Origin of the sequence: Rhodovulum sp. P5 (genome assembly GCF_002079305.1) — a bacterium.
Lineage (GTDB): Bacteria > Pseudomonadota > Alphaproteobacteria > Rhodobacterales > Rhodobacteraceae > Rhodovulum.
In genome coordinates this window covers 2,765,262-2,788,097 of the sequence record NZ_CP015039.1, presented here as the reverse complement: position 1 = coordinate 2,788,097, position 22,836 = coordinate 2,765,262, and the positions used below count along the sequence as shown (strand labels likewise).

Below are 22,836 nucleotides of genomic sequence, written 5' to 3'. Positions count from 1 at the left end.
GGACAGGCAGGACAGATGGAACGGCACGGCGGACGGATTCTGGCGGATCAACTGGTACTTCAGGGCGTGAAACGGGTGTTTTCGGTCCCCGGGGAAAGCTTCCTTGCCGCGCTGGACGGGCTTTACGATGCCGGGATCCCGAATATCGTCTGCCGGCATGAGGGCGGCGCGGCCATGATGGCCGAAGCCCACGGAAAGATGACCGGCCAGCCCGGCGTTCTGTTCGTAACCCGCGGGCCCGGGGCCAGCAATGCGGCCGCGGGCCTGCATGTGGCCCGGCAGGACAGCACCCCGATGGTGGCCTTTGTCGGGCAGATCGCGCGTGACCATCGTGATCGCGAAGCGTTTCAGGAGGTCGACTATCGCCGCTTCTTCGGGCCGCTGGTGAAGTGGGTTGCCGAGGTGGACCAGACCGAGCGACTGCCCGAGTATATCTCTCGCGCCTTCCATGTCGCGACCTCGGGCCGGCCTGGGCCGGTGGTTCTGGCCCTGCCCGAGGATATGTTGAGCGCGCGGGCCGAGGTGCCGGACATCGCCCCCCCGCCCGCCTGCCCGGGGCGCCCGGCCCGGCGGAGGTCGACGCGGTGATCGCCGCGCTTGCGGGGGCGCAGCGCCCCCTGGCCGTCGTGGGCGGGCCACACTGTTCAGACGAGGCCGCCGCCGATCTGGCCCGCTTTGCCGAAACCTTCGATCTGCCCGTGGCCGTGACCTTCAGGCGTCAGGGCCATATGGACAACCGCCATACCCACTATGTCGGCGATCTGGGCGTGGGCATGAACCCGAAACTCGGGCAACGACTGGCCGATGCCGATCTGGTGCTGGCCCTGGGCACCCGGCTGGGCGACACCGCGACCAATGGCTATACGCTGATCGACCCGGCCGCTCCGCCCAAGCGGATTGTTCATGTGCATGCCGACCCCGACGAACTTGGCCGTATCTGGCGCCCCGATCCCGGGATCGTCTGCCCCGCCCCCGCGATACTGGCCGCACTTGCCCGGGCGAACGGAAAGCCGGGCCCCTGGGCCGACTGGCGGGCTGCCGCGCGCGCCGAGTACGAGACCTGGACCACACCGAGGGAAACCCCCGGCGCGGTGAAGATGGAACAGGTGATCGCCCATCTGTCCAACACCCTGCCCGAGGACGCGATCCTGACAAATGGCGCGGGCAACTACGCCGCGTTCCTGCATCGTTATTTCCGGTTCAAGCAGTACGGCACGCAGCTTGCCCCCACCTCCGGTTCGATGGGCTATGGCTTTCCTGCGGCGATCTCGGCCAAGCTGGAACATCCCGACCGGCCGGTGATCTGCATGGCGGGCGACGGCTGTTTCCAGATGACCCTGAACGAGATGTCGACGGCAGTGCAGCACGGCGCGAATGTCGTGGTCATCGTCGCCAATAACGGGCGCTACGGCACGATCCGGATGCATCAGGAAAAGACCTATCCGGGGCGGGTCAGCGGCACCGATCTGGCCAATCCGGACTATCCCGCACTGGCGCGGGCCTATGGCGGGGATGGCGTCGTGGTTGCCGATCAGGCGGATTTTCCCGCCGCGCTGAACCGTGCATTGGCCGCAAACGGCCCCTTCGTGATCGAGTTGCGCCTGGACCCCGAAGCGCTGGCCACCGGGATGACCTTGTCGGAGGCACGGGCGATGGGCGAAAGGCGGTAGCCCCCTTGCGGCTCTACCGCTGAGCGCGGCGGCCGAGACCTCGCCGCCCAAACGGCGATGGTCTTCGCGCGTCGTCGCCAGAACGCCCCCGACCCACCGCAAGGGGCCGGGCGGTGCAAGACCCGCCCGGCCCAGAATTCCGGATCATTCAGCGGGCACGGCATCCGTGTGATGCGTCCGGCCGAAATGGCGCCGGTTCAGGTGGAAGACGAACCAGACCATCAGGAACTGAAGCGCCACCGCCACCGCGGAGATCGCCCAGTACCCCGCCGAGAACTTTTCGATCAGGCCAGAGGCGACCATGCCCTTGTTCAGCCAGAAATGCAGCATCACCGACAGCGCCACGCCCGGGCAGACCAACGCATAGGCCCCGGCCGAGTTGTCCTTGCCGAAGATATACTGGCCCCAATAGCCCTGACGCCCCAGAACCAGCAAACCCAGCAGCAGGAACAGGACCTGCACCGCCAGAAGGCGCGACAGGAAGACCAGCGTCTCGATCGCGGCATCATGGGCGCCAAAGGTCGCGTGCATGCCGTGCTGCTGGCGCAGGAACGTGATGCCCAGAACGGTCATGATCGGGATCACCACCAAAAGCGTCGGCCCGGCCTCTTTCGAGGTGCCGTAATGCAGCATGGAGTTGAAGCCGGTGATCGCGGCAACCACCGCGTAAAGGATCGCGGCGATCCCGAAGAAGGTGGACCCGATCAGGCTGATCCCGGCGGTCAGGGGCACCGTGCTCATCGCCGCGGGGGCAGAGAAACCAACGGCCACCATCGACAGGGCGAAGGCCGGCAGAAGCTGCGCAAAGGAGTTGTGCGCGGTCATGTCATACACGCCGCCCTTGGTCAGCACGCGGCCGAAGAAGCCCCCAAGCTGCCGGAAGGCAAGAACACCGATCAGGCCGAAGGCAACCAGTGCCGCGGGGAACAGGAATTCAACGACACCCCACAATCCGGGCACGAAGGCCATCCCGAGGACGAAGCCCACATTCACACTCATCGCCAGCGCCAGCGGCATCGCCAGAAGCTGCGTTTCGGCATTGGAGCTTGTGAGTTTCTGCCAGGCCTCGGTTCCTTTCAGCCGGCGATACCGGACGATGTTCCAGACCAGCAGGCGCAGGTTGAAGAAGGACAGCACCGCGATCCCCAGATAGGCGACCACGATCATCGCCTGGGTCAGCCAGTCGCCGCCGTTGAAGGCGCGGGCGACATCCTCGAACACCGGCACAGGCTGGCCGGGATGAGGCACCCAGAAGAAGAGGTACATGAAGAAGGTAACTGCAAGCCCGCCCGCCCCGAGCGAGGCCAGAAAGTAGATCGGCGAGTAGCGGTCGGCAGGCCGATAGGTTGAGGATTGCATTGGACGCTCCTGGTCACATTCACACTTTAGAATGTATATAAATAGGTATCACAGATATTGCAATTGCTTCCCTGACCAAGAGGTAAACCGGGCAAGGGTGCCCTTCAGCTTGGATTTGCTTGGAAAACGATGCGCCCAGCATGCAGCAGACCGGCGCAACAGCCTTTGGTCCGTGCACATTCGTGTGAAGTCGGTCGCTTCGATGCGCATATCCGAAGCGACTCGCGCCGTTGACGGAGCGCAGGTCGCGAGACCTATCTTTGATGAAGCGCGATCCTCAGGCGGTGCAGGGCATGCGATCCCGTGCCGGGAAGAACAGCGTCATGCCGATCTGCTTTTCCATGAACATGTTCGACGCGATATCGGGATAGTCCGCGAACGGGCCGCGTTCGACATACTCCATCGCACGATACAGACTGACCGCTTCCAGAAGCGCGCGGCCGGTTTCCAGCCGCAAGGCGCCAAGACCGATGGCCCGGGCTGCACTCTCCGCTTCTTCCATCAGCGCCCGTCCGACACCGACGCCCCGGGCGGTGGTATCGACGAACAATCGCTTCACCTCGCCATAGAATATCTGGTCGACCAAGGCGACGCAGCCAACCGGCCGCCCGTCACTGCGTGCCACCAGAAATTGCGTGCCGCTTCGGGCGAGTTCCTCTGGCGACAGCGTGAAACATTCTTCGGGCGGATAAACGGCACGAAGCGCCGCCTCGCTGGCCGCAATCAGGTCGCGGGCGTCCCCACTTAGCGGACTTTCGGTGTGGATGATAACGGTCATCTCCGGCCCCTTCGCATACCACCGAGAATGGTCGCGCCGCTGGGACGCACAGGTCAAGCGTTAACTGGTATGGCAGGAAACATGACGGAATTGCGTCAGCCGCAACGCCAATATCTTGTGGATAAACCCGCATGTACGTCTACATAGGGGACATCCAAGTTGACATGTCCCCTCCTGCATCGAACACTCGGACCATCAGCAGGAATCAGGACACGACCACCGTGCGCTTTACCCGACTCAGGCTCAACGGCTTCAAAAGCTTCGTCGACCCGACGGATCTGGTCATCGCCGAAGGCTTGACCGGCGTGGTCGGCCCCAATGGCTGCGGCAAGTCCAACCTGTTGGAGGCGTTGCGCTGGGTGATGGGGGAAAACCGGCCCACCGCGATGCGCTCGGGCGGTATGGAAGACGTCATCTTCGCGGGCGCCGCCACACGCCCCGCGCGAAATTTCGCGGAAGTCAGTCTTCAGATCGACAATGCCGACCGGCTTGCCCCGCCGGAGTTCAACGATGCCGATATCCTTGACGTCGTCCGGCGGATCACGCGCGATGCGGGCAGCGCCTACAAGGTTGCGGGCAAGGACGTCCGGGCGCGCGACGTGCAGATGCTGTTTGCCGATGCCTCGACCGGCGCGCATTCCCCGGCCCTCGTGCGGCAGGGCCAGATCTCCGAACTCATCAACGCAAAGCCCCGCGCCCGCCGCCGCATCCTTGAAGAGGCCGCCGGGATTTCCGGTCTGTACCAGCGCCGGCACGAGGCCGAACTGAAACTGAGCCAGGCCGAGCAGAACCTGTCGCGTGTCGACGACGTGCTGGATCAGCTTGCCCAGCAACTGGCGCAGCTTGCGCGTCAGGCCCGGCAGGCCGCGCGCTATCGTGCCATTTCAGAGGATCTGCGCCGCGCCGAGGGGATGCTGCTGTTCCGCCGCTGGCAGGAGGCTGACCATGCCCGTGCCACGACCGACGCCCAGTTGACCGAGCGCACCCGGGAGGCCGCCCGGGCGGAGACCGCCGCGCGGGAGGCCGCAACGGCCCGCGAAACCGCCGACGCGGCCCTGCCCGCCCTGCGCGAGGAAGAGGCCATCGCCGCCGCCATTCTGCAGCGGCTGGTGGTTCAGCGCGATACCCTGAACCAGGAAGAAGCCCGCGCCCTGCAAACCATCGAAACGCTGACCGCGCGGATCGAACAGATGGGGCGGGATATCGAGCGGGAGTCGGGTCTCAACAGTGACGCGGGCGACACGATCAAGCGGCTGGAAGAAGAACAGGCCGACCTGCTGGCCGAGCATGAGGGCCACGACGACGCACTTGAAGAAGCCGCAGCGGCCGCACAGGAGGCCGCCGCCATCCTGCGTGACCGGGAGGACGCACTGGCCCGGATGACCGAGGACATGGCGCGGCTGTCGGCCCGGCACCAGTCCAGCCACCGCCTGCGCGAGGACGCCGCAAAGACGCTGTCCCGGAACGAGGAAGACGCCGCCAAGGCCCGGCAGGCGGTCGACGAAGCAAGGCAGGCGCTGGAAACGGCGGGGCAGGCCTTTGACGCGGCCACCGCCCGGCAGGATGCCGCGACCGAGGCCGCCGATATCGCGGAAGCCGCCCTTGCCGCCGCGGATGAGGCCCGAACGGACGCACAGGCGCGCGAGGCAGACGCCCGTGCCGCGAAGTCCGCAGCCGAAGGCGAGGCGGGCGCGCTACGGGCAGAGGTGGCCGCACTGGCCCGTCTGGTTGACCGCGATACCGCAGAGGACGGCCAGATACTCGACTTGCTGCGCGTCGACCCCGGCTATGAAAAGGCGCTGGGTGCAGCCCTTGCCGATGACCTGCGCGCGCCAGAGGCCGGGAACGATGCCGCGTCTGGCTGGGTGACGCTCCGCCCCTATGACACTCCGCAGCCCCTGCCCGAGGGCGTGACGCCCCTGTCGGCCCACATGTCCGTTCCCGCGGTACTGCTTCGCCGTATCACACAGATCGGGCTGGTGCCCGATGCGGCCACCGGCACGCGGTTGCAGGTGCTTCTGAAACCGGGCCAAAGGTTGGTCAGCCCCGCGGGCGATCTCTGGCGGTGGGACGGGTTCCGGGCCGGGGCCGAGGACGCGCCCAGCGCCGCCGCCCTTCGGCTGCAACAACTCAACCGGCTTGTCGAACTGAAACGGGATATGGAAGAGGCCAGCGCACGGGCCGAGGGCGCGTCCCAGGCCCATGACATGCTGGTCCGGACTCTGGAGGACGCGACCGAGGCGGATCGCACCGCCCGGGAAGCCCGCCGTGCCGCCGACCGGGACTTGGCAGAGGCCGGCCGCGCCCTTTCCCATGCCGAACGGGACCGGGACATTGCCGCTGGCAAGCTCGACGCCGCACGGATGGCCGTTTCGCGCCACGAGGACGAAGCCACCGCCGCCCGAGCCCGCCTGAAGGAAGCCGAGGCGGCGCTGGCAGACCTTGGCGATCTGGATGCCGCCCGCGCGCAGGTCGAGGACGTCAAGACCGCGGTCGAAGCGGCACGGATGACCATGATCACCCGCCGCGCCGCCCATGAGGAATTGAAGCGCGACGGCGAGGCGCGCGACAAGCGCATGGCCCAGATCGCAAAGGACGTGGCCTCCTGGCGGCAGCGGCTGGAAAACGCCGGAACCCGGGTCGCCGAACTCATCGCACGCAAGGACAGCGCCGAGAGCGAGTTGCAGACGGCACGCCACCAGCCGAAGGAAATTGCCGACCGGCGAGAGGAACTGGACGACGCCATCGCACAGGCCGAGGATCGGCGAAACGCCGCAGCCGACGCCTTGGCCGAGGCCGAGACCCGGCTGCGTGAAGCCGACGCCACTGGCCGCGAGGCCGAACGCGCCGCGGGGACGCCCGGGAAGCCCGCGCCGCCGCCGAGGCGCGGGCAGAGGCCGCCCGCGATGCCGTCGCACAGGCCGCCGCGCGGATCGCAGAGGATCTGGAGACGACGCCAGAGGCGCTGCTGGACCGTCTGGACGCCGATCCCGACACCATGCCCGATGCCGAGACCATCGAACATGACGTCACCCGCCTGAAACGCCAGCGCGATTCCCTTGGCGCGGTCAACCTGCGCGCCGAGGAAGACGCCCGCGCCGTGCAGGAGGAACACGACACGCTGACATCGGAAAAGCAGGATCTGGAAGAAGCGATCCGCACGCTGCGCGCGGGCATCGCAAGTCTCAACCGCGAGGGGCGCGAACGCCTGCTGACCGCTTTCGAACAGGTGAATTCCAACTTTGCCATGCTCTTCACCCACCTTTTCGGCGGGGGCGAAGCGAAGCTGGTGCTGGTGGAATCCGACGACCCGCTGGAGGCCGGGCTTGAGATCATGTGCCAGCCGCCGGGCAAGAAGCTGTCGACCCTGTCGCTCCTGTCGGGGGGCGAGCAGACGCTGACGGCGCTGGCTCTGATCTTCGGGGTGTTCCTGGCCAACCCGGCCCCCATCTGCGTGCTGGACGAGGTCGACGCACCGCTTGACGACGCGAATGTCACCCGGTTCTGCGACCTGCTGGAAGAGATGATCCGCCGGGCCGACACCCGCTTCCTGATCATCACCCACCACGCAATCACCATGAGCCGGATGGACAGGTTGTTCGGTGTCACCATGGGCGAACAGGGGGTCAGCCAACTGGTCAGCGTCGACCTGAAGAAGGCTGAACAGATGGTGGCGTGACCATCGTCCACCCGTGCCCAAACCCCTCTGCACACCCCAATTTCGGCAGGAAACCGGCATAAACTGGGGTTTATGCCGGTAGCGCCAGGGTTTATGCGCGCGCATCTAAACCCTTAAGATATGGCAACAGCCATGACCTTCGGGTTCCGTACTCCTTGTGGACGCATTAAACGAGGGGTTTGTCATGCGGATTACCAATGTTCTGGGCGGCGTCATTCTGGCCGCCTCCCTGCCTTATGCCGGAACCGGATCGGCATCGACTTTCGACATCATTCTGGACATATCGGGCGCAACGAGTGCACAGGCCGAGGCCTTCACCATCGCCGCAAGCATCTGGGAGACCCTGATCACCGGCTACACGGTCGATGATTATTCCACCCCCCTGACGGTTTCGATGTCGGTGACCGATATCGACGGAAGCGGCGGAACGCTGGGCTATGGCGGGCCGAGCTACGGGCAGTTCGCCGACTCCGAACTCTATGTGACCTCGGGCCTTGTGGCCTTCGACACGGACGACATCGACAGCTACAGCCTGACCGATCTCGTCACTCTGGCCCTGCATGAAGTGGCCCATGTCATCGGCTTCGGCACGTTGTGGGAATACGGCCCCTACGATCTGACCGATGCCAGCGGATATCGCGATGCCGCGAATGCCACGGAATACACCGGCGCGAATGCCGTCGCGGCCTATAACGACGAAATGGGCCTGACCGGCGACAGCCTGGTGACCAGCATCGCGCTGGAAGAGGCCGGCGGCTCGGGCACCGCGGGCAGCCACTGGGATGAGACCGACTATGGCCTTGGCACCGACGACATCACCTATGAGCTTATGACCGGCTGGTACAACGGCGCCGACTCCGCCTATATCAGCGCCTTCACGCTCGCCAGTTTCGAGGATCTCGGCTATACGACCCTGTGGTCGGAGGGGAGCTATACAGCGATGAGCATTGACGAGTTGATTGCGATGGTGACGGCTGTTCCGCTGCCCGGCTCCCTGATGCTGATCGGTTCCGGGTTTGGGCTGCTGACGCTCATCCGCAAGGGGCGGAGGGCCTGAGCATGACAGTGCGACAGCGTCTTGTAACGGCGATCTGCCTTGTCGCGGCGTTGGCCGGGTCATCTGCCCTTGGACAGACCGCCCGTAACTGCGCGGCCCCGCTTGACGCTGTCGCGGTAACCTTCGACGTGGCGCCGGGCGACGTCCCGCGCCGCGTCCCGCTGCTTCGGGTGGCGCCGGATGGCACGGCGACAGTCCGCGCCATCGATGGAACCGCGCATCGCGTGCGCCTGTCGGCTGCGGAACTGACAGCGCTGCGCAAGGCGCTGCCGGAAACCGGCGACCTCGACGCGATCATGCGAACCCGCCCCGAAGCGCGCGGTGCCAGCGCAGCCGACGGCACGATCACGCTTCCCGGGGCGATGGTTGCCGATGCCCCGTTCAGCTATCTGGACCTGTCGGCCGGGGCCTGTCGACATGGGGCCAAGGTCTATGCCTTGGCCGCAGCGGCAGGGGCCGCGCCGGACAACGGCCCGCTGAACCGCATGCGGACTGCGGAAAAGCACCTGCTGCGCCTGATCGGCAAGTTGCGGCAACGCTAGGCCCGGCCCAGCAATGGCTCAGTGACGGCCCGGTGTTCCCACGGGCACCGGGCCGTGACGCTTGACGAAACGGTCATCCGGAAAGGATGGATCGCCGGGCGAATACGTGCATCACGATCGGTGCCATTGCCGCCTCAGCCAGCATGAATTCCGTGAAAGATGGCCACGACGCCGTCGATGGTGGCGGCCTCCTCGGTGTAGTTCACCGGATACACCTCGACCATCATCTCGCGGCCATCATAGGTGCCTTCCGCGCATGAGGACGTCCCCGTTTCAAGGACCCGGCCGGTAAGCTCCACCAGGTCCGTGAAGGGAAGCCGTGGGCCAATGACCCGCAGATTGCGGTCGACATCGTGGCTTTCCATCTGGAAGTTCTCGCCGATCAGCGCGCTGAACCGGCGTATCCTCAATTCGGGATCGAGGAAGATCACCCCAACGCCAAGCTTTCGCAGCAGATGCTCCGTTTCCCGGTTGAGAGACGACAGCAACTCTATCTTCCGTTCATGTTCGGAACTGACGGAAATGAGCTCTTCGTTGACCGCGTGCAGTTCTTCGTTGGAGCTTTGAAGCTCTTCGTTGGAGGCCTGCAATTCCTCGTTTGACGCCTGAAGTTCCTCGTTGGAGGCCTGCAATTCCTCGCCGCTGGCCTCCAGCCGCTCGGTCACGTGCTGCAGGGTTTCCTCGGTCAGTTTCAGGTCGCGTTCCAGCTCTTGTATGCGGCCGGCCAGCAGGACCGCGTCTTCGGAGGCTTCGGACAGATCGACCAGCGGCTTGGGTTCCTCCCCGGCATGTCCCGTGTCCGGGCCTTCCAGCCGGATCGTGGCCAGCATCAGCCGGGGCTTCGAGAACTGGTCGAGCGGCTCCATCGTGATCGTGCAGGGCTGGATGCGGCCTCCGCCGAAATCGACATCGACCTTTCGGGTCAGGCTTTCCAGATCGCCGGTGCGGAGCTTTTCCATCCCCACATTGATCGCGAAATGCAGGTCCCGGTGGACGATCTCCTCCACCGTCCAGTCGGCAAGGTTGTTCATCGTGTCGATAAAGGCGGTGGCGGCCCCGAACCAGCTGAGGACATCGCCCTTGGACGTGATCAGGATCGAGGACGGCGCATAGCGCTTCAGAAGCGCGTCATAGCTCTTGATCAGGGTATCGCGGTTGCGGGTTTCGGCCACTTCGCGCAGCGCCGGGCTATAGCGGCGCGCGATGTCCCGGTCCTCGGTCTCGCGCTTGTCGGGCCGGCTGGCACGGCTGACCCCGACCGACAGGACCGACCGGTCGACAAGGCGTCTGCTGGACGCTTTCTGGAACAGGCGCCACCGGGCATTCACCGACTCGAACTCGTCGGTGAGTTGCCCAAGCGTCTCGGACGGACCAAGGAACAGGTATCCGTCCTTGCGCAGGCCGAACAGGAACATCGAGATCACCCGCGCCTGCGCTTCCTCCGTAAGGTAGATCAGGAGGTTACGACAGGAAATCAGGTCGAGGTTCAGAAAGGGCGGATCGGTCAGCGCATCATGCACCGAGAAGATGATCCGCTGGCGCAGGGCCGGAACGACAACGTACTGGTCGCGGTGAAACTCGAAATACCGTTCGCGCAGGCGCGCGGGCACCTTCTGCATGGCCTGTTCGCCGAAGACGCCAGCCGATGCCAGTTCGATCGAGCGGCGATGAACGTCGGTGGCGATGATCCGGAAATTGCGTTGGCTGCCCGCGTGGTTCAACGCCTCGGACAGTTCGATCCCGATGGTATAGGCCTCTTCCCCGCTGGCACAGCCGGGCACCCAGACGCGCAGGGTATCGTCTTCGGCGGGCTGACGGACAATCCGGTCCAGCGCCTGCGCGCGCAGGACGGCCATCGCCTCGGGGTCGCGGTAGAACTGGGTCACGCCGATCAGGAGATCCTGATAGAGTTCATCCACCGCCGTCGCATCGTTTTCCAGCAGTTCCAGATACTGGTCCATGCTGTCCAGGCCGCGCAGATGCTGGCGGCGCACGATGCGCCGCTGCACGTTCACCGGCTTGTAAGGGGAGAAATCCAGGTGATGGTGCTTTTCCAGAAGCCGCAACATCGCCCGTGTTATTTCTTCGGCCGTGACATCGGGGGCGAGCGGTGTCCTCGGCCCCTGCCGGAAGAGATCCGACAGAACGCCGGGAATGTCCGATGCGTCCGACACCCGATCCACCGATCCGCTTGTCAGAACCGACCGCGGCATCGAGGGAAAGGCCGCTTCGGCCGGCGATTGAACGATCACCGTCCCCCCCGCGGCGTGAAGCGTCTGCGCCCCGCGGGACCCGTCGGCCCCCGAGCCCGACAGGACAACCGCCGCGGTGCGGGTCATGTCACGGCTGACGAGCGATGCGAACAGGGCGTCTATCGGCAGGTGCGGCAGATTGCCGTTGTCACTGTAGGGACGGGTTCGAAACACCCCTTCGACCAGTTCCGAGATCGTGTTGGGGCGGTTCAGGAAAACCGTGTTCGGCGCGATCTGCACACCGTCTTCGATATGGCGGATCTTCAGCTTGGTCCGGCGGCCCAGCAACTCGTCCATCATCGACTTGTAGTCGGGCGACAGGTGCTGGATCACAACATAGCACCAGCCATTGTCCTCCGCGGCATGCTGAAAGAAGGCCTCCAGCGGCTCAAGACCACCTGCCGATGCACCGACGGCAACCAGCGGAATGGTTGAAAGATCCCCTGACGCGGTTTGGGCGTCTGCAACATCGCCTTCCGGCATGAGGATCTCCAATGCGTGCTTGAGACGGTGCGTCGGTTAACACATAGTAGGCTAAACTCAACTTTATGGAGAGTCTACGTGGCACGCGTTCTGATTGCCGATGACGACGCCGATTACCGTGCCGCTTTTTCCAAGGGGCTGAATGCGCTGGGGCATGAGGTGGACGCGGTGTCCGAAGGCGCCCAGGTCGAGAAGGCGGTGACCGAAGCCGACCGGCCCTATGACATCCTGTTTCTGGACGTGATGATGCCGGCGGGCGGCGCGGCGACCGTGCTGCATCGCATGACGGTGATTGTTCCGGACCTGCCCGTCGTCATCATCACCGGGCGCGCCGAAGTGGCGGATTCGCCGCTTTTCAAGCATGGCATGCGGCTCGCCCGGGCGCGCGTTCGAAAGACGGCTGATCTGAAGGAGCTGGATGCCCTCGTCCGGTCCCTGACAGCCGAATGAGCTCACATCGCGCCGTCGCGGCTTCGGCGCGTCCTTGCAGCGAAACTGCGGCAGGAGGTCCCTCGATGGCACCTTTTCGACTGGCAGGCACGGCCATCCGGTACGATCTGGGCCGCTGGTCCCGGCTCTGCAGCATGCTCGCCTTGGGTTTCGCGATGCTTGTCCTTGTTGGCGGCTGGGTCTCGGGCATCGACATCGTGGTGCGCCTGCATTCCGGGTTTGCCGCGATGGTGGCGGCGACGGCCCTGTCGGTCTGCCTGCTTGCCATCGCCTTGCTGATACTGCGGCTCCGGGCTCTGGTCTTTCGGATCGGTGCGCTTCTTCTTTCCGTCGCGGTGGGGCTTTACGCCGTGTTTCACCTCTGGGACCTGTTGGTCCGGACGGCAGAGATCGACCCGACCTCTGACAGGATGTCCATCGCGACGAGTGTCGGGGTCCTGATGGTGGCTGCGGGGATCGTCGCGGCGTCGCGGCCGGGCGAACGCGCAAAGCGCGCCCAGACGATCATCGCCACCGCGGGCACGATCCTGGCCCTGATATGCATCAACGGCTACATCTTCGATGCGCCGGCGCTCTATCAGTTCTTCATTCTGTCCGCCACCTCGCTGCCCACCGCGATCTGCCTGCTGCTGCTTTACCTCGCCCTGTTGCTGGACAGGCCCGAGGGCACGTGGGTGGGGGTCCTGTTCGCCGACAATTCGGGAAGCCGGCGATCCCTGCGCATTCTGCCGTTTGCCCTGATCGGGCCTGTCGTTCTCAGCTACGCCGCGCTTTGGTCGACCGAGCTTGGTGTGATCACCCCCAACCTGCGGCTGGGCATGGTCGCCATCGCTTTGTCGGGTATGGCCGTCTATGCGACCGTTCACAGCGCCCGCTACCAGTTCGAAGAAGAAAGCCGTGCCGAGGCAAGCCACCTGCGCGCCATCCTCAACGGGCTGGAATCGGCAGTGTTCGTTTTCGATGCCTCTGGCGTCTTGCGCCTGACAAACCGGAATGCCGACAGGATGACCCAAGGGACCCCGACGCCCGAGGCATGGTTGCGCGAAACGCCCTTCCATTCGCTCTCCGACCGGCGGCGGCTTGACGGAACCGCCCAACCCGTGCGGCGGCTGATGGATCTGGGGCAACCCCATGCGGTCTATGCCGGATGGCTTGACCCCGATGGCCATGAGCGTGCGCTGAAATTCACCGCGACCTCGGCCGAGGTGCTTGCCCCCGAAACCGCCATGACGCTTCTGACGATCGTGGATGAAACCGAAGCCTGGCGGTTGCGCGAAAACCTGGCCCGGTCAGAGCGGCTAGAGGCCGTCGACCAGATTGCCGGCGGCATCTCCCACGAGATGGCCAATATTCTTGGCGTGATCCAGTTGACCGCGGACGCGGCGTTGCTGAAAGACCCCTCCACCGCGGAGCGCGCCACGCTTGAAAGCATCGCAACGGCCTGCAGGCGCGGCTCCGATCTGACCGGACGACTGCTCAACCTGACCCGGGACAAGGCCGCCGACGACCACCCGGTCGATATCGTCGCGGTCGCCGAACGGGCCGTCATACTTGCGCAATCGGCGCTGCCGACGACCATTCGCCTCCTCCTCGACCTGCCCAAGGCCCCCTGCATCGTGCTGTGCGACGAGGTCGAACTGGAACGCGCTCTCTTGAACCTCGTTCTGAACGCCCGAAACGCGATCCTGGAATCCGGGCGCGGATCGGGCACCATAACCCTGGCGATCCGCGAAATGGACGCAGACCTGCACCTGTCCGTCCGTGACGATGGCCCCGGGATGGAGCCCGAGGTCCTTGCCCGGGCGAAGGAGCCATTCTTCACCACCCGCACCGACGCAGGTGGCACCGGCCTTGGCCTCGCGATGGTCGACAGTTTCGCACGAAGAAGCGGCGGCGCACTTACCCTGCAATCCGATCCGCGCCAAGGCCTCACGGCCTCGATCATCCTGCCCCGGTCCGAAGGCGCTGTCCTTGAGGAAAACCCCGAGGAGATCGCAACCGATCTGGCCGGACGCTCCATTCTCGTTGTCGAAGACGACCCGCAGTTTCTTGAGATTCTGCCGGATGCGTTGTCCGCATTGGGCGCCCGCGTGGAACGCGCCCCGGCGAGCGAGAAGGCCCTGTCGATCCTTGAATCCGACGGGCAGATCGATCTGTTGCTGACCGACATCCTGCTGCCCGGGCCGATCGACGGATACGCCCTTGCCCAGCGCGCCCGCACCCTGCGGCCCGGCCTGCGCGTGATCTTCCTGTCCGGCTACACCGATCCCACCAGCCGCGTCGATCAGGAGGCGCCCGGCCTCCTTCTGCGCAAGCCGGTGCGGCTTGGGACGCTGTGCAATGCAATCGACCTTGTCATGTCGCAGAGGAAGCCGTGACCGGCGCGGAGGGCGGCAAGCGCAGCGCTTCCACCGGAAACGGTCGCGCGAACAGATAGCCCTGACCGAGGAAACAGCCCAAATCTGTCAGCATGTCGCGCGTTTCGACCGTTTCGATCCCTTCCGCCACGACATCCAGCCCAAGATCGCGACCAATGGCCAAGATCGCGCGCACGACGCTTTGGTCCCGCGCATCCGGCCCGAGTTGGCCGACGAAATGCCGGTCGATCTTCAGAATGTCGATGGGCCAGTCTTTCAGGTGCTTCAACCCGCCGACGCCGGTCCCGAAATCGTCCAGAGCAACCCGGGCGCCCCGCGTCCGCATTTCCGACAGGCTGCGATAGGCAGGGCCGCCGACTTCGCCCAGCATCACCGTCTCTGTGACCTCGATCACGATCGAGGACCAATCCAGACCGGCATCCGACAGCATCGCTTGCAGATCGAAGACGAATTCCGGGTTCATCAACTCGAACGTGGTCAGGTTGATCGACAGGTAGCGCCTCGATTGCGCGCCATTTCCGCAGCGTTCCAGAAACCCCTTGAGTGCCAGCGAAACGATACAGTGCGTCAGTTGCCCCGACATCGTCTGGTTGCCAAGAACCTGACCGAAGGAACTGGGCGCAAGCAGACCGCGCCTTGGATCGCGCCAGCGGGCCAGAACCTCGAACCCCCGCCAGTCCCCCGAATTCATGCAGACGATGGGCTGAAAGAACGGAACGACCTCGCCCCGGGCAATCGCGGCCTCGAACCGGGTCTGCAGCAGACGGTTGTTGAACCCTTCATGCTGGTCGGCCCTGAAGATCGTGTTGGTGGCCCGCCCCGAGGATTTCGAGGCATAAAGCGCGGCATCGGCAAGATCGAAAAGCCGGCCATAGTTGTTTGCATGTTGCGGGAACTGGCTGGCGCCCATGCTGACCCGACCCAGATCGGGTTGGCCCAGCCGCGCGGCGGACCGCTGGATCGAAGAACTGCACAAGGCCATCATGCGCTGGACATAGGACGTGCTGTTCTTGACGCAGGGCAGGAGGATCGCGAACTCGTCCCCCCCGATCCGCCCGATCAGGGCATTGGAGGTAAAGGTCCGCTGGATCGCCTCTGCGATGCTTTTCAGATACTGGTCGCCGAACTGGTGCCCGTAGATGTCGTTGACCGCCTTGAAGTGATCGATGTCGAGAAGGATCAAGGCCGTTGCGCCCGTGTCGCCTTGCAGCCGATCCTGCGCTTTCAGCTTGAAGGTGATCGCGTTCTCGACATGTGTCAGCGGATCCAGTTCAGCGGTGCGCCGAAAAAGCTGCACCCGGCGCGATTCTTCCATCAGGTCGATCTCGGCGGACTGGCGGGCCTGCCATGCCTCTATGACCTTGACCAGCAGGCGCGCCTGAACGGTACAGAATTTCCGAACCGCCTCGACCTCCCAAGAATGGCAGTCGAAGGCGATCCCCAATCGGCCGATGACCTCGGCGTCGGCGCCGACAAGTTCCGACACGGCGAGGATATGCTCGGTGCCCGCGGCCCCGCACCGGCCAAGGTGGGGCGGCGGTCCGCCGGGCCCGGGCATGTCCGCCCCATCGTCGGCAACGGGCGATGATTGACGCACGAAGGCCTCCAGCTCCGCCGCGGCGACAGCATCGGGGCCGCGCGTCAGCCATTGGTCCGCCTCGGCCCCATTCGCCGCCCCATGGACGACGACACAGGCCTGCACGTTATGGGAAAGAACAGCATCCAGCACGGCCTCAAGAAGCGTGCGCAGATCGGCGTCCAGGGCCTCTCCCGTTTCGCTTTGATCTCTCGGCCGGGAGTAGGGCATGACGACGGCTTTCTCCGACTCAAGAGACCAAGGACAAGAACGGTCCGGCTTCGCGGCACCGCATCTGCCACCCGTTTTGCGGAGTGGGAAGAACTGCCGGGATTCCGTTTACCATCGAACTCGGGAACACAACATTGTTCAACCTCCAATACTGTCGCGTCATGGTTAAGACACGCTTAAGCTGCGGCCATCCGGGCTGAAGACCCGTGCCCCGCATCGGGAGGTTTCGCGCTGCATCGCCCGTCATATGCCGCTAACTGCCGGTCTGGCCAAGGTCGGGCGCATCGCCCGGACCCAACGCCATGTTTGCCCCATGCGGGCGAACGATGTCGTCGCGCGTGCAGACGCGATTGCGCCCATGCGCCTTCGCGGCATAAAGCGCCTCATCGGCCAAACTGATCGCGTCTGACAGCCCTGTCGCGCCCTCGCCGGCCATTTCGATGCCGAACGAGGCGCAGACCGGCAAGGCGCGGTTCCCGGCAAGACGCGGCTCAATGCCTTCGATGGCGCGGCGCAGCCGTTCGGCCCTATCGCGCAAGGCCCCCTCGTCCCGGGCAGGCACGACCGCGACGAACTCCTCTCCGCCCCAGCGGGCCAGCACATCGCCCGGCCCAAGCGCCTTTCGCGCCGCCGTCACGACATCGCACAACAGCCGGTCGCCCTCATCATGGCCCAGAAGGTCGTTGTGCAGCTTGAACCTGTCGATATCGAACAGGATGACGCCGCGCGGCCCGGCAAGTTCTTCGGTCGCGGCAAAGAACCCCTGCCGGTTCAGCGCCCCGGTCAGAAAGTCCCGCTCGGCCGCGCGTTTCATCGACTGGCGCGCGCGTTCCATGAAATGCCCCGCAACCATGACCAGCACCAGCATCAGCCAGCCGATCAGGCCGAAGGCGAATTCCAGCGCGTAATGCGCGGTCTGGTCGATATCGGCCACCCGGAAATAGAGATACCCGGCGATCCACGGAATCATCAACGCCGCCGCGAACAGGGCGCGCAGCATCATGGCCTGAAGCCCACGCGCAAACAGCGGGCGGATCAGGTCTTCGGCCCGCAGCCGATAGGCCACACCCAATGTTGCGGCCAGAAGACAGCCCAACGAGAAGACCGACAGTTCCTTGTGCCACAACACCATGCCGAACACCGCCTGCAACAGGTCAAGTGTCGCCACACCGCCAGCGGCGATAAGCGCAAGGACCGAGGCCCGCCGCCCCAGTCCTTCGACAAGGAAGGCAAGATGCAGGAACGCCAGGCCCAATGCCGTTTCGACGGAGAACCCGGCGGAAAACCCGATCTGCGCCTTGAGGTTCAGCAATGCGGGATGCGTCACCAGCACCGGCCAGCCCGGCACGAAAGCCTCGCACAACCTCTGCACCGCATAGGCAAGCACGACAGCATGAATCCCGGCCCAGCTGGGGGTCCACCGATCGGCGCCGCAATACCGCGCAAACCGCGCGGCCAACACGAAATAGCCAAAGGCAGACAACGGATGCAGAGAGGCGCCCCCGGTTCGGGGCGAAATCGCAAAGCTGTGGATCACCCCCGCGGCGATCAAGCCAAACATCGCGAGTGCAAGAAGTCGGATCTTCGCGTCGCATGGCCTATTTCTGGCCCTTGCAACGGCAGCCTTGGTCATCCTGGGTCTCCTCCCGGCCCGATCGGACGGGCCAGTCCGGAAATGATACGCCGCCAAAGTAAATGGAACATTACCCGTTTCGGTCTGTGCGGGCGCATTGAACGTCAGGCGCGATGCCGGGCCGCCACGCGAACGCGGATGGCATCCTCCTGATCATTGGCCTCCAGCTGCGCCTCGATCCGTTTCAGATCCGCCACGATTTCGGGGATCAGCACGTTTTCCAGCGCCTTGGCCCGCCGTTCTGTCCGCCGGTATTCATCTGCCAGCCGATAGAGATTGGCGGAAAGCAGCGCCATCTCGGCCAAAACGCCATGCAGGGCCCCGAATGCCTCTGCCAGGGCGCGCCCGTGCGGATCCTGCGGGCTGGGGGCGACGGTGTCGGGTCGCTCCGGTCCAGCCGCCAAAAGCCGGGCCCCAAGGAACCGGACAGGCCGCAACTGGGGCCCGCGCACCGGCCCCGGCGCGGGCCAAAGCTGAAGGGTTTCCAACCCCAGATGGCGGATCTGTGCCCCCAACGCATCGCGCGCGACCTCTCGCGCGGCATCGAGGCGCAGCTGCAATGCCTGCCAATCCGCAAGCCGCGCCATGATCTCGCCAGCCAGGATCACGCGCTTTTCGTCGAGAAACGCATAGCCCTGTTCGACAAGGCGCTTCTCCTCTGACAGCGCCACCGCCTCGGCCCGGGTCATCGGGCGCTCAGTCATCCTGCGGCTCCGGCTCCGGGATGTCGCCCATGAGGTGTCGTTCGATCTGCGCGTCAGACAGGCGCATCAGTTCCGATCCCGGCAGGGTGCGCAACAGGGCCCAAGCCGTTTCCATGCTGTCTTCCAGATCCCGCCGCCCGTCCTGATGGACAAGGTCCGTCTCGAAACGGTCGGCGAAATCGAGATGCTGCCGGTCGATCTCGGTCAACCCGTCGCGCCCGACGACAGAGGCCAGAACCCGCGTGCGCACCGCCTTGGAATAGGTCGCGAAAAGCTGCTGGGCGAGCGCCGGGTGGTCCGCATCGGTGAACCCCGCGCCGATCCCCTGATCAATCAGCCGCGACAGGCTGGGCAGGACGTTGATCGGCGGGTAGATTCCCTTGCGGTCAAGCACCCGGTCCAGCACGATCTGCCCCTCGGTGATATATCCGGTCAGGTCCGGGACCGGGTGGCTGATATCGTCGGAAGGCATGGTCAGGATCGGCACCTGCGTGACCGTCCCGGACGAGCCCGTCATCCAGCCGGCGCGTTCGTACAGGGTCGCGAGGTCGGAGTAGAGATAACCGGGATAGCCCTTGCGGCTGGGAATCTCGCCATGCCCGGCCGAAACCTCCCTCAGCGCCTCGCAGTAATTGGTGATGTCGGTCATCACGACCAGCACATGGTGGCCCAGCCCGAAGGCAAGGTATTCCGCCGCGGTCAGAGCATAGCGCGGCGTCAGGATCCGTTGCGCCGACGGGTCGTTGGCCATGTTCAGGAACATCACCGTATGCGCCAGCGCGCCGGTCTCCTCCATGACATGGCGGAAGTTCGCGGCTGTGTCGTAGGAAATGCCGATCCCGGCAAAGATGATCGAGAAGGACTCGCCCGCATCGCTGCGCAGGCGGGCCTGTGTGGCGATCTCCATCGCCAGCCGGTCATGCGGCAGCCCGCCGCCGGAAAAGATCGGCAGTTTCTGGCCGCGCACAAGGCTGTTCATCAGGTCGATGGCCGTCACGCCCGTCTCGATGAAATCCGTGGGCAAGGCGCGGCGGGCAGGGTTCAGGACCTCTCCATCAATGCGGGGGTTTTCCACGGCGGCAATCGGCGGGCCGCCATCGACGGGCCGTCCGATCCCGTCCAGGACCCGCCCAAGGATGTCAGGGCCAATCGGGAAGGTCAGCGGCTCGCCCCGCACCCGCAGGCGCATATCGGCAAGGGCCAACCCCGCGGTGCTTTCCAGAACCTCGACCACCATGCTGTCGTCATCCAGCGCAACGACCCGGCCCAGCCGGCTGGTGCCGTCCTGCCCGATCACGTCGACAGCCTCGTTCAACCCGATATCGACATTGCGCCGAAGCGTCAGCAACGGCCCCTCGATGCTGCGGCCGGTTCCGTTAAGGGTGATGTCAGCCCGCATCGGCCACCTCCGCGGTCAGGTCGCTGAAGGCCTGCTCCATCTCTCGCCCCAGCCTGTCGAAGGCGTCGGGGTCGCTGTCAGAGATATCTTCGCCCATACGCTTGATACGGCGCAGCACGGCAAGCGCGGCGATGTCCTGCGGGGCGACGCCCGATTGCAGCGCCTTGTTGCCAAGGTCGATGGCCCGCATGACAAGGCGCAGCATCCGCGTCTGGCGGGCGGGGGAACAGTAACGGTCGTTTTCGGAAAACGCGGACTGGCGCAGGATCGCCTCGTTCACAAGCTCCGCGGCAGTCAGAACCATCTGCTGGGCCGGAGGCAGGGCATCCTTGCCGACGATCCGCGTCATGCGTTCCAGCCGCGCCTCTTCCTCCAGAAGGGTCAGCATCCTCCGCCGCTGGGCGTCCCACTGGTCGTTGCCCTTGGTGGCCCACCACGCCGCGAAGGCCTCGGCATCCTCCGAATAGGACTGAAGCGGATGGATCGCAGGATAGAACCGTGCCTGCGCACGCTCCCGGTCCAGCCCCCAGAAGCTGCGGACATAGCGTTTGGTGTGGCTTGTCACGGGTTCGGAGAAATCGCCGGCCGGTGGGCTGACCGCCCCGATCAGCGTCAGAGAGCCTTCGGCGCCTGACAGGGTTTCGACCCGCGCCGCTCGTTCGTAGAATTCCGCCAGGCGCGAACTGAGATAGGCGGGATACCCCGCTTCTGCGGGCAATTCCCCCAAGCGCCCCGAAACCTCTCGCAATGCCTCCGCCCAGCGAGAGGTGGAGTCGGCCATCAGCGCCACATGCAGCCCCTGATCACGGAAATACTCGCCCACCGTCACGGCGGTGTAGATGCTGGCCTCGCGTGCGGCGACCGGCATGTTCGACGTGTTGGCGATCATCACAGTCCGCTCCATCAGCGGCCGGCCGGTTCTGGGGTCCGTGAGGTCGGGGAACTCGTGCAGAACCTCGGCCATCTCGTTGCCCCGTTCGCCACAGCCGACATAGATGATGATGTCTGCATCGCACCATTTGGCGAGCGTTTCCTGAAGCACGGTCTTGCCCGTGCCGAACCCGCCGGGGATGGCGGCCTTGCCCCCGCGCGCCACAGGGAAGAGCGAGTCCAGAATGCGTTGCCCCGTCACCATCGGGCGGTTGGGGGACAGGCGGCGCCGGATCGGGCGCGGCTGGCGGATCGGCCAGGTTTCAAGCATGCTTAGATCATGAAGCGATCCGTCCGCGGCCCGGACTTGTCCCAGGCGTTCCGTCATTCCGTAGTGGCCCGGCGGAGCGATCTCGTGAAGCGTTCCGCTGATGCCGGGCGGCACGGGGATCGGCCGTTCGGACCCGTCGGCGATGGCCGTGCCAAAGGGTTGGCCTGAAACCACGGCATCGCCGGGCGCAAGCCCCGGCCTGAACGTCATCGACCTGTCATCGGCCGCCGCCCCGGTAAGCGGCCGCAGCAGCCCGTCGAAGATCCCGCCCAGAAGATGAGGCCCCATCGTGACCGACAGCGCCCTGCCCGTCCCTGCCAGACGCAGCCCCGGGCGCAGGCCGGTGGTGTCGCCGTAAATCTGGGCAATGATCCGGTCATGCGAGACCCGGATGACCTCCCCCAGCAGGGACGTGCCCGCCACGGTAATCGCCTCACCCACCGCAAACGCACCATCGGGGCGGCCGTGAACGATTGGCCCGCCGGCCCAGCTGATCGCGGCCTCAGCCATCGTGTTGCTCCTCGCCCCGGCCCAGAACGGCCAGATACTCCCCGGCGATCCTTGCGCGGTCGCGCAAGAGCCCGGCGGGCGTCGCGTCAAGGCAGGCATGGTCCGACCGCAGCCTGATGCCGACCCGAAGGGATGGATCGGGGCGCAACTCCGGCGCCCTGCACCCGGCCTCAGCCAGGGCATCGAGGAGGGCGCGGCGCGTCTCGTCAGGCAGCGGATCGGGGTGTTCGACGACAAAATGTTCGACATCGCCCAGACGGTCACAGGTCAGCTTCACGGCATTCCGGCACCATGCGGCCCGGACCGCCGGATCGCCCCAAAGCTCCGCCAGACAGGATTCGATTGTGCCAAGACCAGTTTCGGCGATCCGGGCGTTTTCGGCGAGGAAGACCTGATGCCGGGCGCGGTGTGCCTTCGCATGGGCCTTGGCAAGGGTCGCGGCACGTTCGCTGCGCATCCGGGCCGCGGCCCGGCGAAACCGCCGCCGATTTCGATGGCGGGCCCGCGCAACGATATCGGCGGCCTCTGCTTCGGCGTCGCTCAGGATCGTCTCGACATCCCGCGCGACCTCCGCCTCAAGGGCCGCGATCAACGCATGGGGCGCGGTTTCGGGCGATTTCGCATGACGGTTCATGAGTCCAGTCCAAGCAAGCTCAGGATACGCTTCGGAAGATCAGGCGGGGTTTTGCGACCGGCGATGTCCGGCACGACAAGAACCAGAGGGTCGGCCCCTCGGAGCGCCGCCGTCAAATCTGCGAACGGGATCTCGTCGGCAACCTCGGGGGAAAGATAGATCATCGCGGCGTCCGCCTGCGCATCGCGGAAGGCGCGTGCAGCACCACCGGGTTCGGGCACGACGATGCGCAGGCCGGCCATGCGAAACCCCGCCGCCGTGACCTCGTCGCCGATAAAGCAGACCTCCCCCCGGGCCATG

Annotated in this window: 14 protein-coding genes and 2 pseudogenes; 6 read left to right on the top strand and 10 right to left on the bottom strand. The window is 65.2% G+C overall.

From position 1 onward, the window contains the following. Window positions 1-15: 15 nt before the first annotated feature. Window positions 16-1,670: pseudogene (locus RGUI_RS13485) on the top strand (thiamine pyrophosphate-binding protein). Between the two features lie 144 nt (window positions 1,671-1,814). Here RGUI_RS13485 and RGUI_RS13480 read toward each other — a convergent pair. Continuing rightward, on the bottom strand, window positions 1,815-3,029 hold the full coding sequence (locus tag RGUI_RS13480) for a hypothetical protein (protein ID WP_081533753.1): 1,215 nt from the start codon (window positions 3,027-3,029) through the stop codon (window positions 1,815-1,817). A gap of 277 nt (window positions 3,030-3,306) precedes the next feature. Further along, window positions 3,307-3,807, bottom strand: a complete 501-nt coding sequence (locus tag RGUI_RS13475) for a GNAT family N-acetyltransferase (RefSeq protein WP_081533751.1) — start codon at window positions 3,805-3,807, stop codon at window positions 3,307-3,309. A gap of 221 nt (window positions 3,808-4,028) precedes the next feature. On the opposite strand from RGUI_RS13475, the pseudogene smc reads away from it, so the two are divergent. The 3 genes and pseudogenes from smc (at window position 4,029) to RGUI_RS13460 (ending at window position 9,085) form a co-directional block, all read left to right on the top strand. Continuing rightward, window positions 4,029-7,486: pseudogene (gene smc, locus RGUI_RS13470) on the top strand (chromosome segregation protein SMC). Between the two features lie 184 nt (window positions 7,487-7,670). Next, entirely contained in the window at window positions 7,671-8,543 is an 873-nt protein-coding gene (locus RGUI_RS13465) for a leishmanolysin-related zinc metalloendopeptidase (RefSeq protein ID WP_081533749.1), read from the top strand. 2 nt (window positions 8,544-8,545) lie between these two features. Next, the gene (locus tag RGUI_RS13460; RefSeq protein ID WP_081533747.1) at window positions 8,546-9,085 is read left to right on the top strand and encodes a hypothetical protein; all 540 of its coding nucleotides are present in this window, start codon (window positions 8,546-8,548) and stop codon (window positions 9,083-9,085) included. A 134-nt stretch (window positions 9,086-9,219) separates the two neighbouring features. Here the strand turns inward: RGUI_RS13460 and RGUI_RS13455 are convergent, their stop codons facing one another. Next, entirely contained in the window at window positions 9,220-11,820 is a 2,601-nt protein-coding gene (locus RGUI_RS13455; RefSeq protein ID WP_081533745.1) for a CheR family methyltransferase, read from the bottom strand. Between the two features lie 78 nt (window positions 11,821-11,898). Between RGUI_RS13455 and RGUI_RS13450 the strand changes: the two genes are divergently transcribed. After that, window positions 11,899-12,270, top strand: a complete 372-nt coding sequence (locus RGUI_RS13450) for a response regulator (protein ID WP_081533743.1) — start codon at window positions 11,899-11,901, stop codon at window positions 12,268-12,270. Between the two features lie 65 nt (window positions 12,271-12,335). Further along, window positions 12,336-14,648, top strand: coding sequence for an ATP-binding protein (locus RGUI_RS13445; protein WP_081533741.1), 2,313 nt, complete (start codon window positions 12,336-12,338; stop codon window positions 14,646-14,648). On the opposite strand, the gene RGUI_RS13440 is transcribed toward RGUI_RS13445, so the two are convergent. The 7 genes from RGUI_RS13440 to RGUI_RS13410 all read right to left on the bottom strand — a co-directional run bounded on the left by RGUI_RS13440 (window position 14,626) and on the right by RGUI_RS13410 (window position 22,835). Further along, complete coding sequence (locus tag RGUI_RS13440) at window positions 14,626-16,455, bottom strand: bifunctional diguanylate cyclase/phosphodiesterase (protein ID WP_081533739.1); 1,830 nt, start codon at window positions 16,453-16,455, stop codon at window positions 14,626-14,628. The genes RGUI_RS13445 and RGUI_RS13440 overlap by 23 nt on opposite strands. Window positions 16,456-16,708: 253 nt before the next feature. Further along, window positions 16,709-18,016 (bottom strand): GGDEF domain-containing protein, encoded by a 1,308-nt coding sequence (locus RGUI_RS13435; RefSeq protein ID WP_172841149.1) that lies wholly within the window; start codon window positions 18,014-18,016, stop codon window positions 16,709-16,711. A 176-nt stretch (window positions 18,017-18,192) separates the two neighbouring features. Continuing rightward, window positions 18,193-18,792, bottom strand: coding sequence for a V-type ATP synthase subunit D (locus RGUI_RS13430; protein WP_081533736.1), 600 nt, complete (start codon window positions 18,790-18,792; stop codon window positions 18,193-18,195). Further along, complete coding sequence (locus tag RGUI_RS13425) at window positions 18,785-20,191, bottom strand: V-type ATP synthase subunit B (protein WP_081533734.1); 1,407 nt, start codon at window positions 20,189-20,191, stop codon at window positions 18,785-18,787. Before RGUI_RS13425 ends, RGUI_RS13430 begins: the two co-directional genes overlap by 8 nt. Further along, window positions 20,181-21,902: a V-type ATP synthase subunit A gene (locus tag RGUI_RS13420; RefSeq protein ID WP_081533732.1), complete on the bottom strand. Its 1,722-nt coding sequence runs from the start codon at window positions 21,900-21,902 to the stop codon at window positions 20,181-20,183. Before RGUI_RS13420 ends, RGUI_RS13425 begins: the two co-directional genes overlap by 11 nt. Further along, window positions 21,895-22,536 (bottom strand): hypothetical protein, encoded by a 642-nt coding sequence (locus RGUI_RS13415; protein ID WP_081533730.1) that lies wholly within the window; start codon window positions 22,534-22,536, stop codon window positions 21,895-21,897. The genes RGUI_RS13420 and RGUI_RS13415 overlap by 8 nt, the downstream gene beginning before the upstream one ends. Next, window positions 22,533-22,835 carry a V-type ATP synthase subunit F gene (locus RGUI_RS13410; protein ID WP_081533728.1) on the bottom strand — a complete coding sequence of 101 codons (303 nt, stop codon included), beginning with the start codon at window positions 22,833-22,835 and terminating at the stop codon, window positions 22,533-22,535. The genes RGUI_RS13415 and RGUI_RS13410 overlap by 4 nt, the downstream gene beginning before the upstream one ends. Window position 22,836 lies beyond the last annotated feature (1 nt).

Coding starts and splice junctions, on each gene's coding strand:
- RGUI_RS13480 (WP_081533753.1), bottom strand. CDS start 3,029: ATGCAATCCTCAACCTATCGGCCTGCCGACCGCTACTCGCCGATCTAC.
- RGUI_RS13475 (WP_081533751.1), bottom strand. CDS start 3,807: ATGACCGTTATCATCCACACCGAAAGTCCGCTAAGTGGGGACGCCCGC.
- RGUI_RS13465 (WP_081533749.1), top strand. CDS start 7,671: ATGCGGATTACCAATGTTCTGGGCGGCGTCATTCTGGCCGCCTCCCTG.
- RGUI_RS13460 (WP_081533747.1), top strand. CDS start 8,546: ATGACAGTGCGACAGCGTCTTGTAACGGCGATCTGCCTTGTCGCGGCG.
- RGUI_RS13455 (WP_081533745.1), bottom strand. CDS start 11,820: ATGCCGGAAGGCGATGTTGCAGACGCCCAAACCGCGTCAGGGGATCTT.
- RGUI_RS13445 (WP_081533741.1), top strand. CDS start 12,336: ATGGCACCTTTTCGACTGGCAGGCACGGCCATCCGGTACGATCTGGGC.
- RGUI_RS13440 (WP_081533739.1), bottom strand. CDS start 16,455: ATGCCCTACTCCCGGCCGAGAGATCAAAGCGAAACGGGAGAGGCCCTG.
- RGUI_RS13435 (WP_172841149.1), bottom strand. CDS start 18,016: ATGTTTGGCTTGATCGCCGCGGGGGTGATCCACAGCTTTGCGATTTCG.
- RGUI_RS13430 (WP_081533736.1), bottom strand. CDS start 18,792: ATGACTGAGCGCCCGATGACCCGGGCCGAGGCGGTGGCGCTGTCAGAG.
- RGUI_RS13425 (WP_081533734.1), bottom strand. CDS start 20,191: ATGCGGGCTGACATCACCCTTAACGGAACCGGCCGCAGCATCGAGGGG.
- RGUI_RS13420 (WP_081533732.1), bottom strand. CDS start 21,902: ATGGCTGAGGCCGCGATCAGCTGGGCCGGCGGGCCAATCGTTCACGGC.
- RGUI_RS13415 (WP_081533730.1), bottom strand. CDS start 22,536: ATGAACCGTCATGCGAAATCGCCCGAAACCGCGCCCCATGCGTTGATC.
- RGUI_RS13410 (WP_081533728.1), bottom strand. CDS start 22,835: ATGGCCCGGGGGGAGGTCTGCTTTATCGGCGACGAGGTCACGGCGGCG.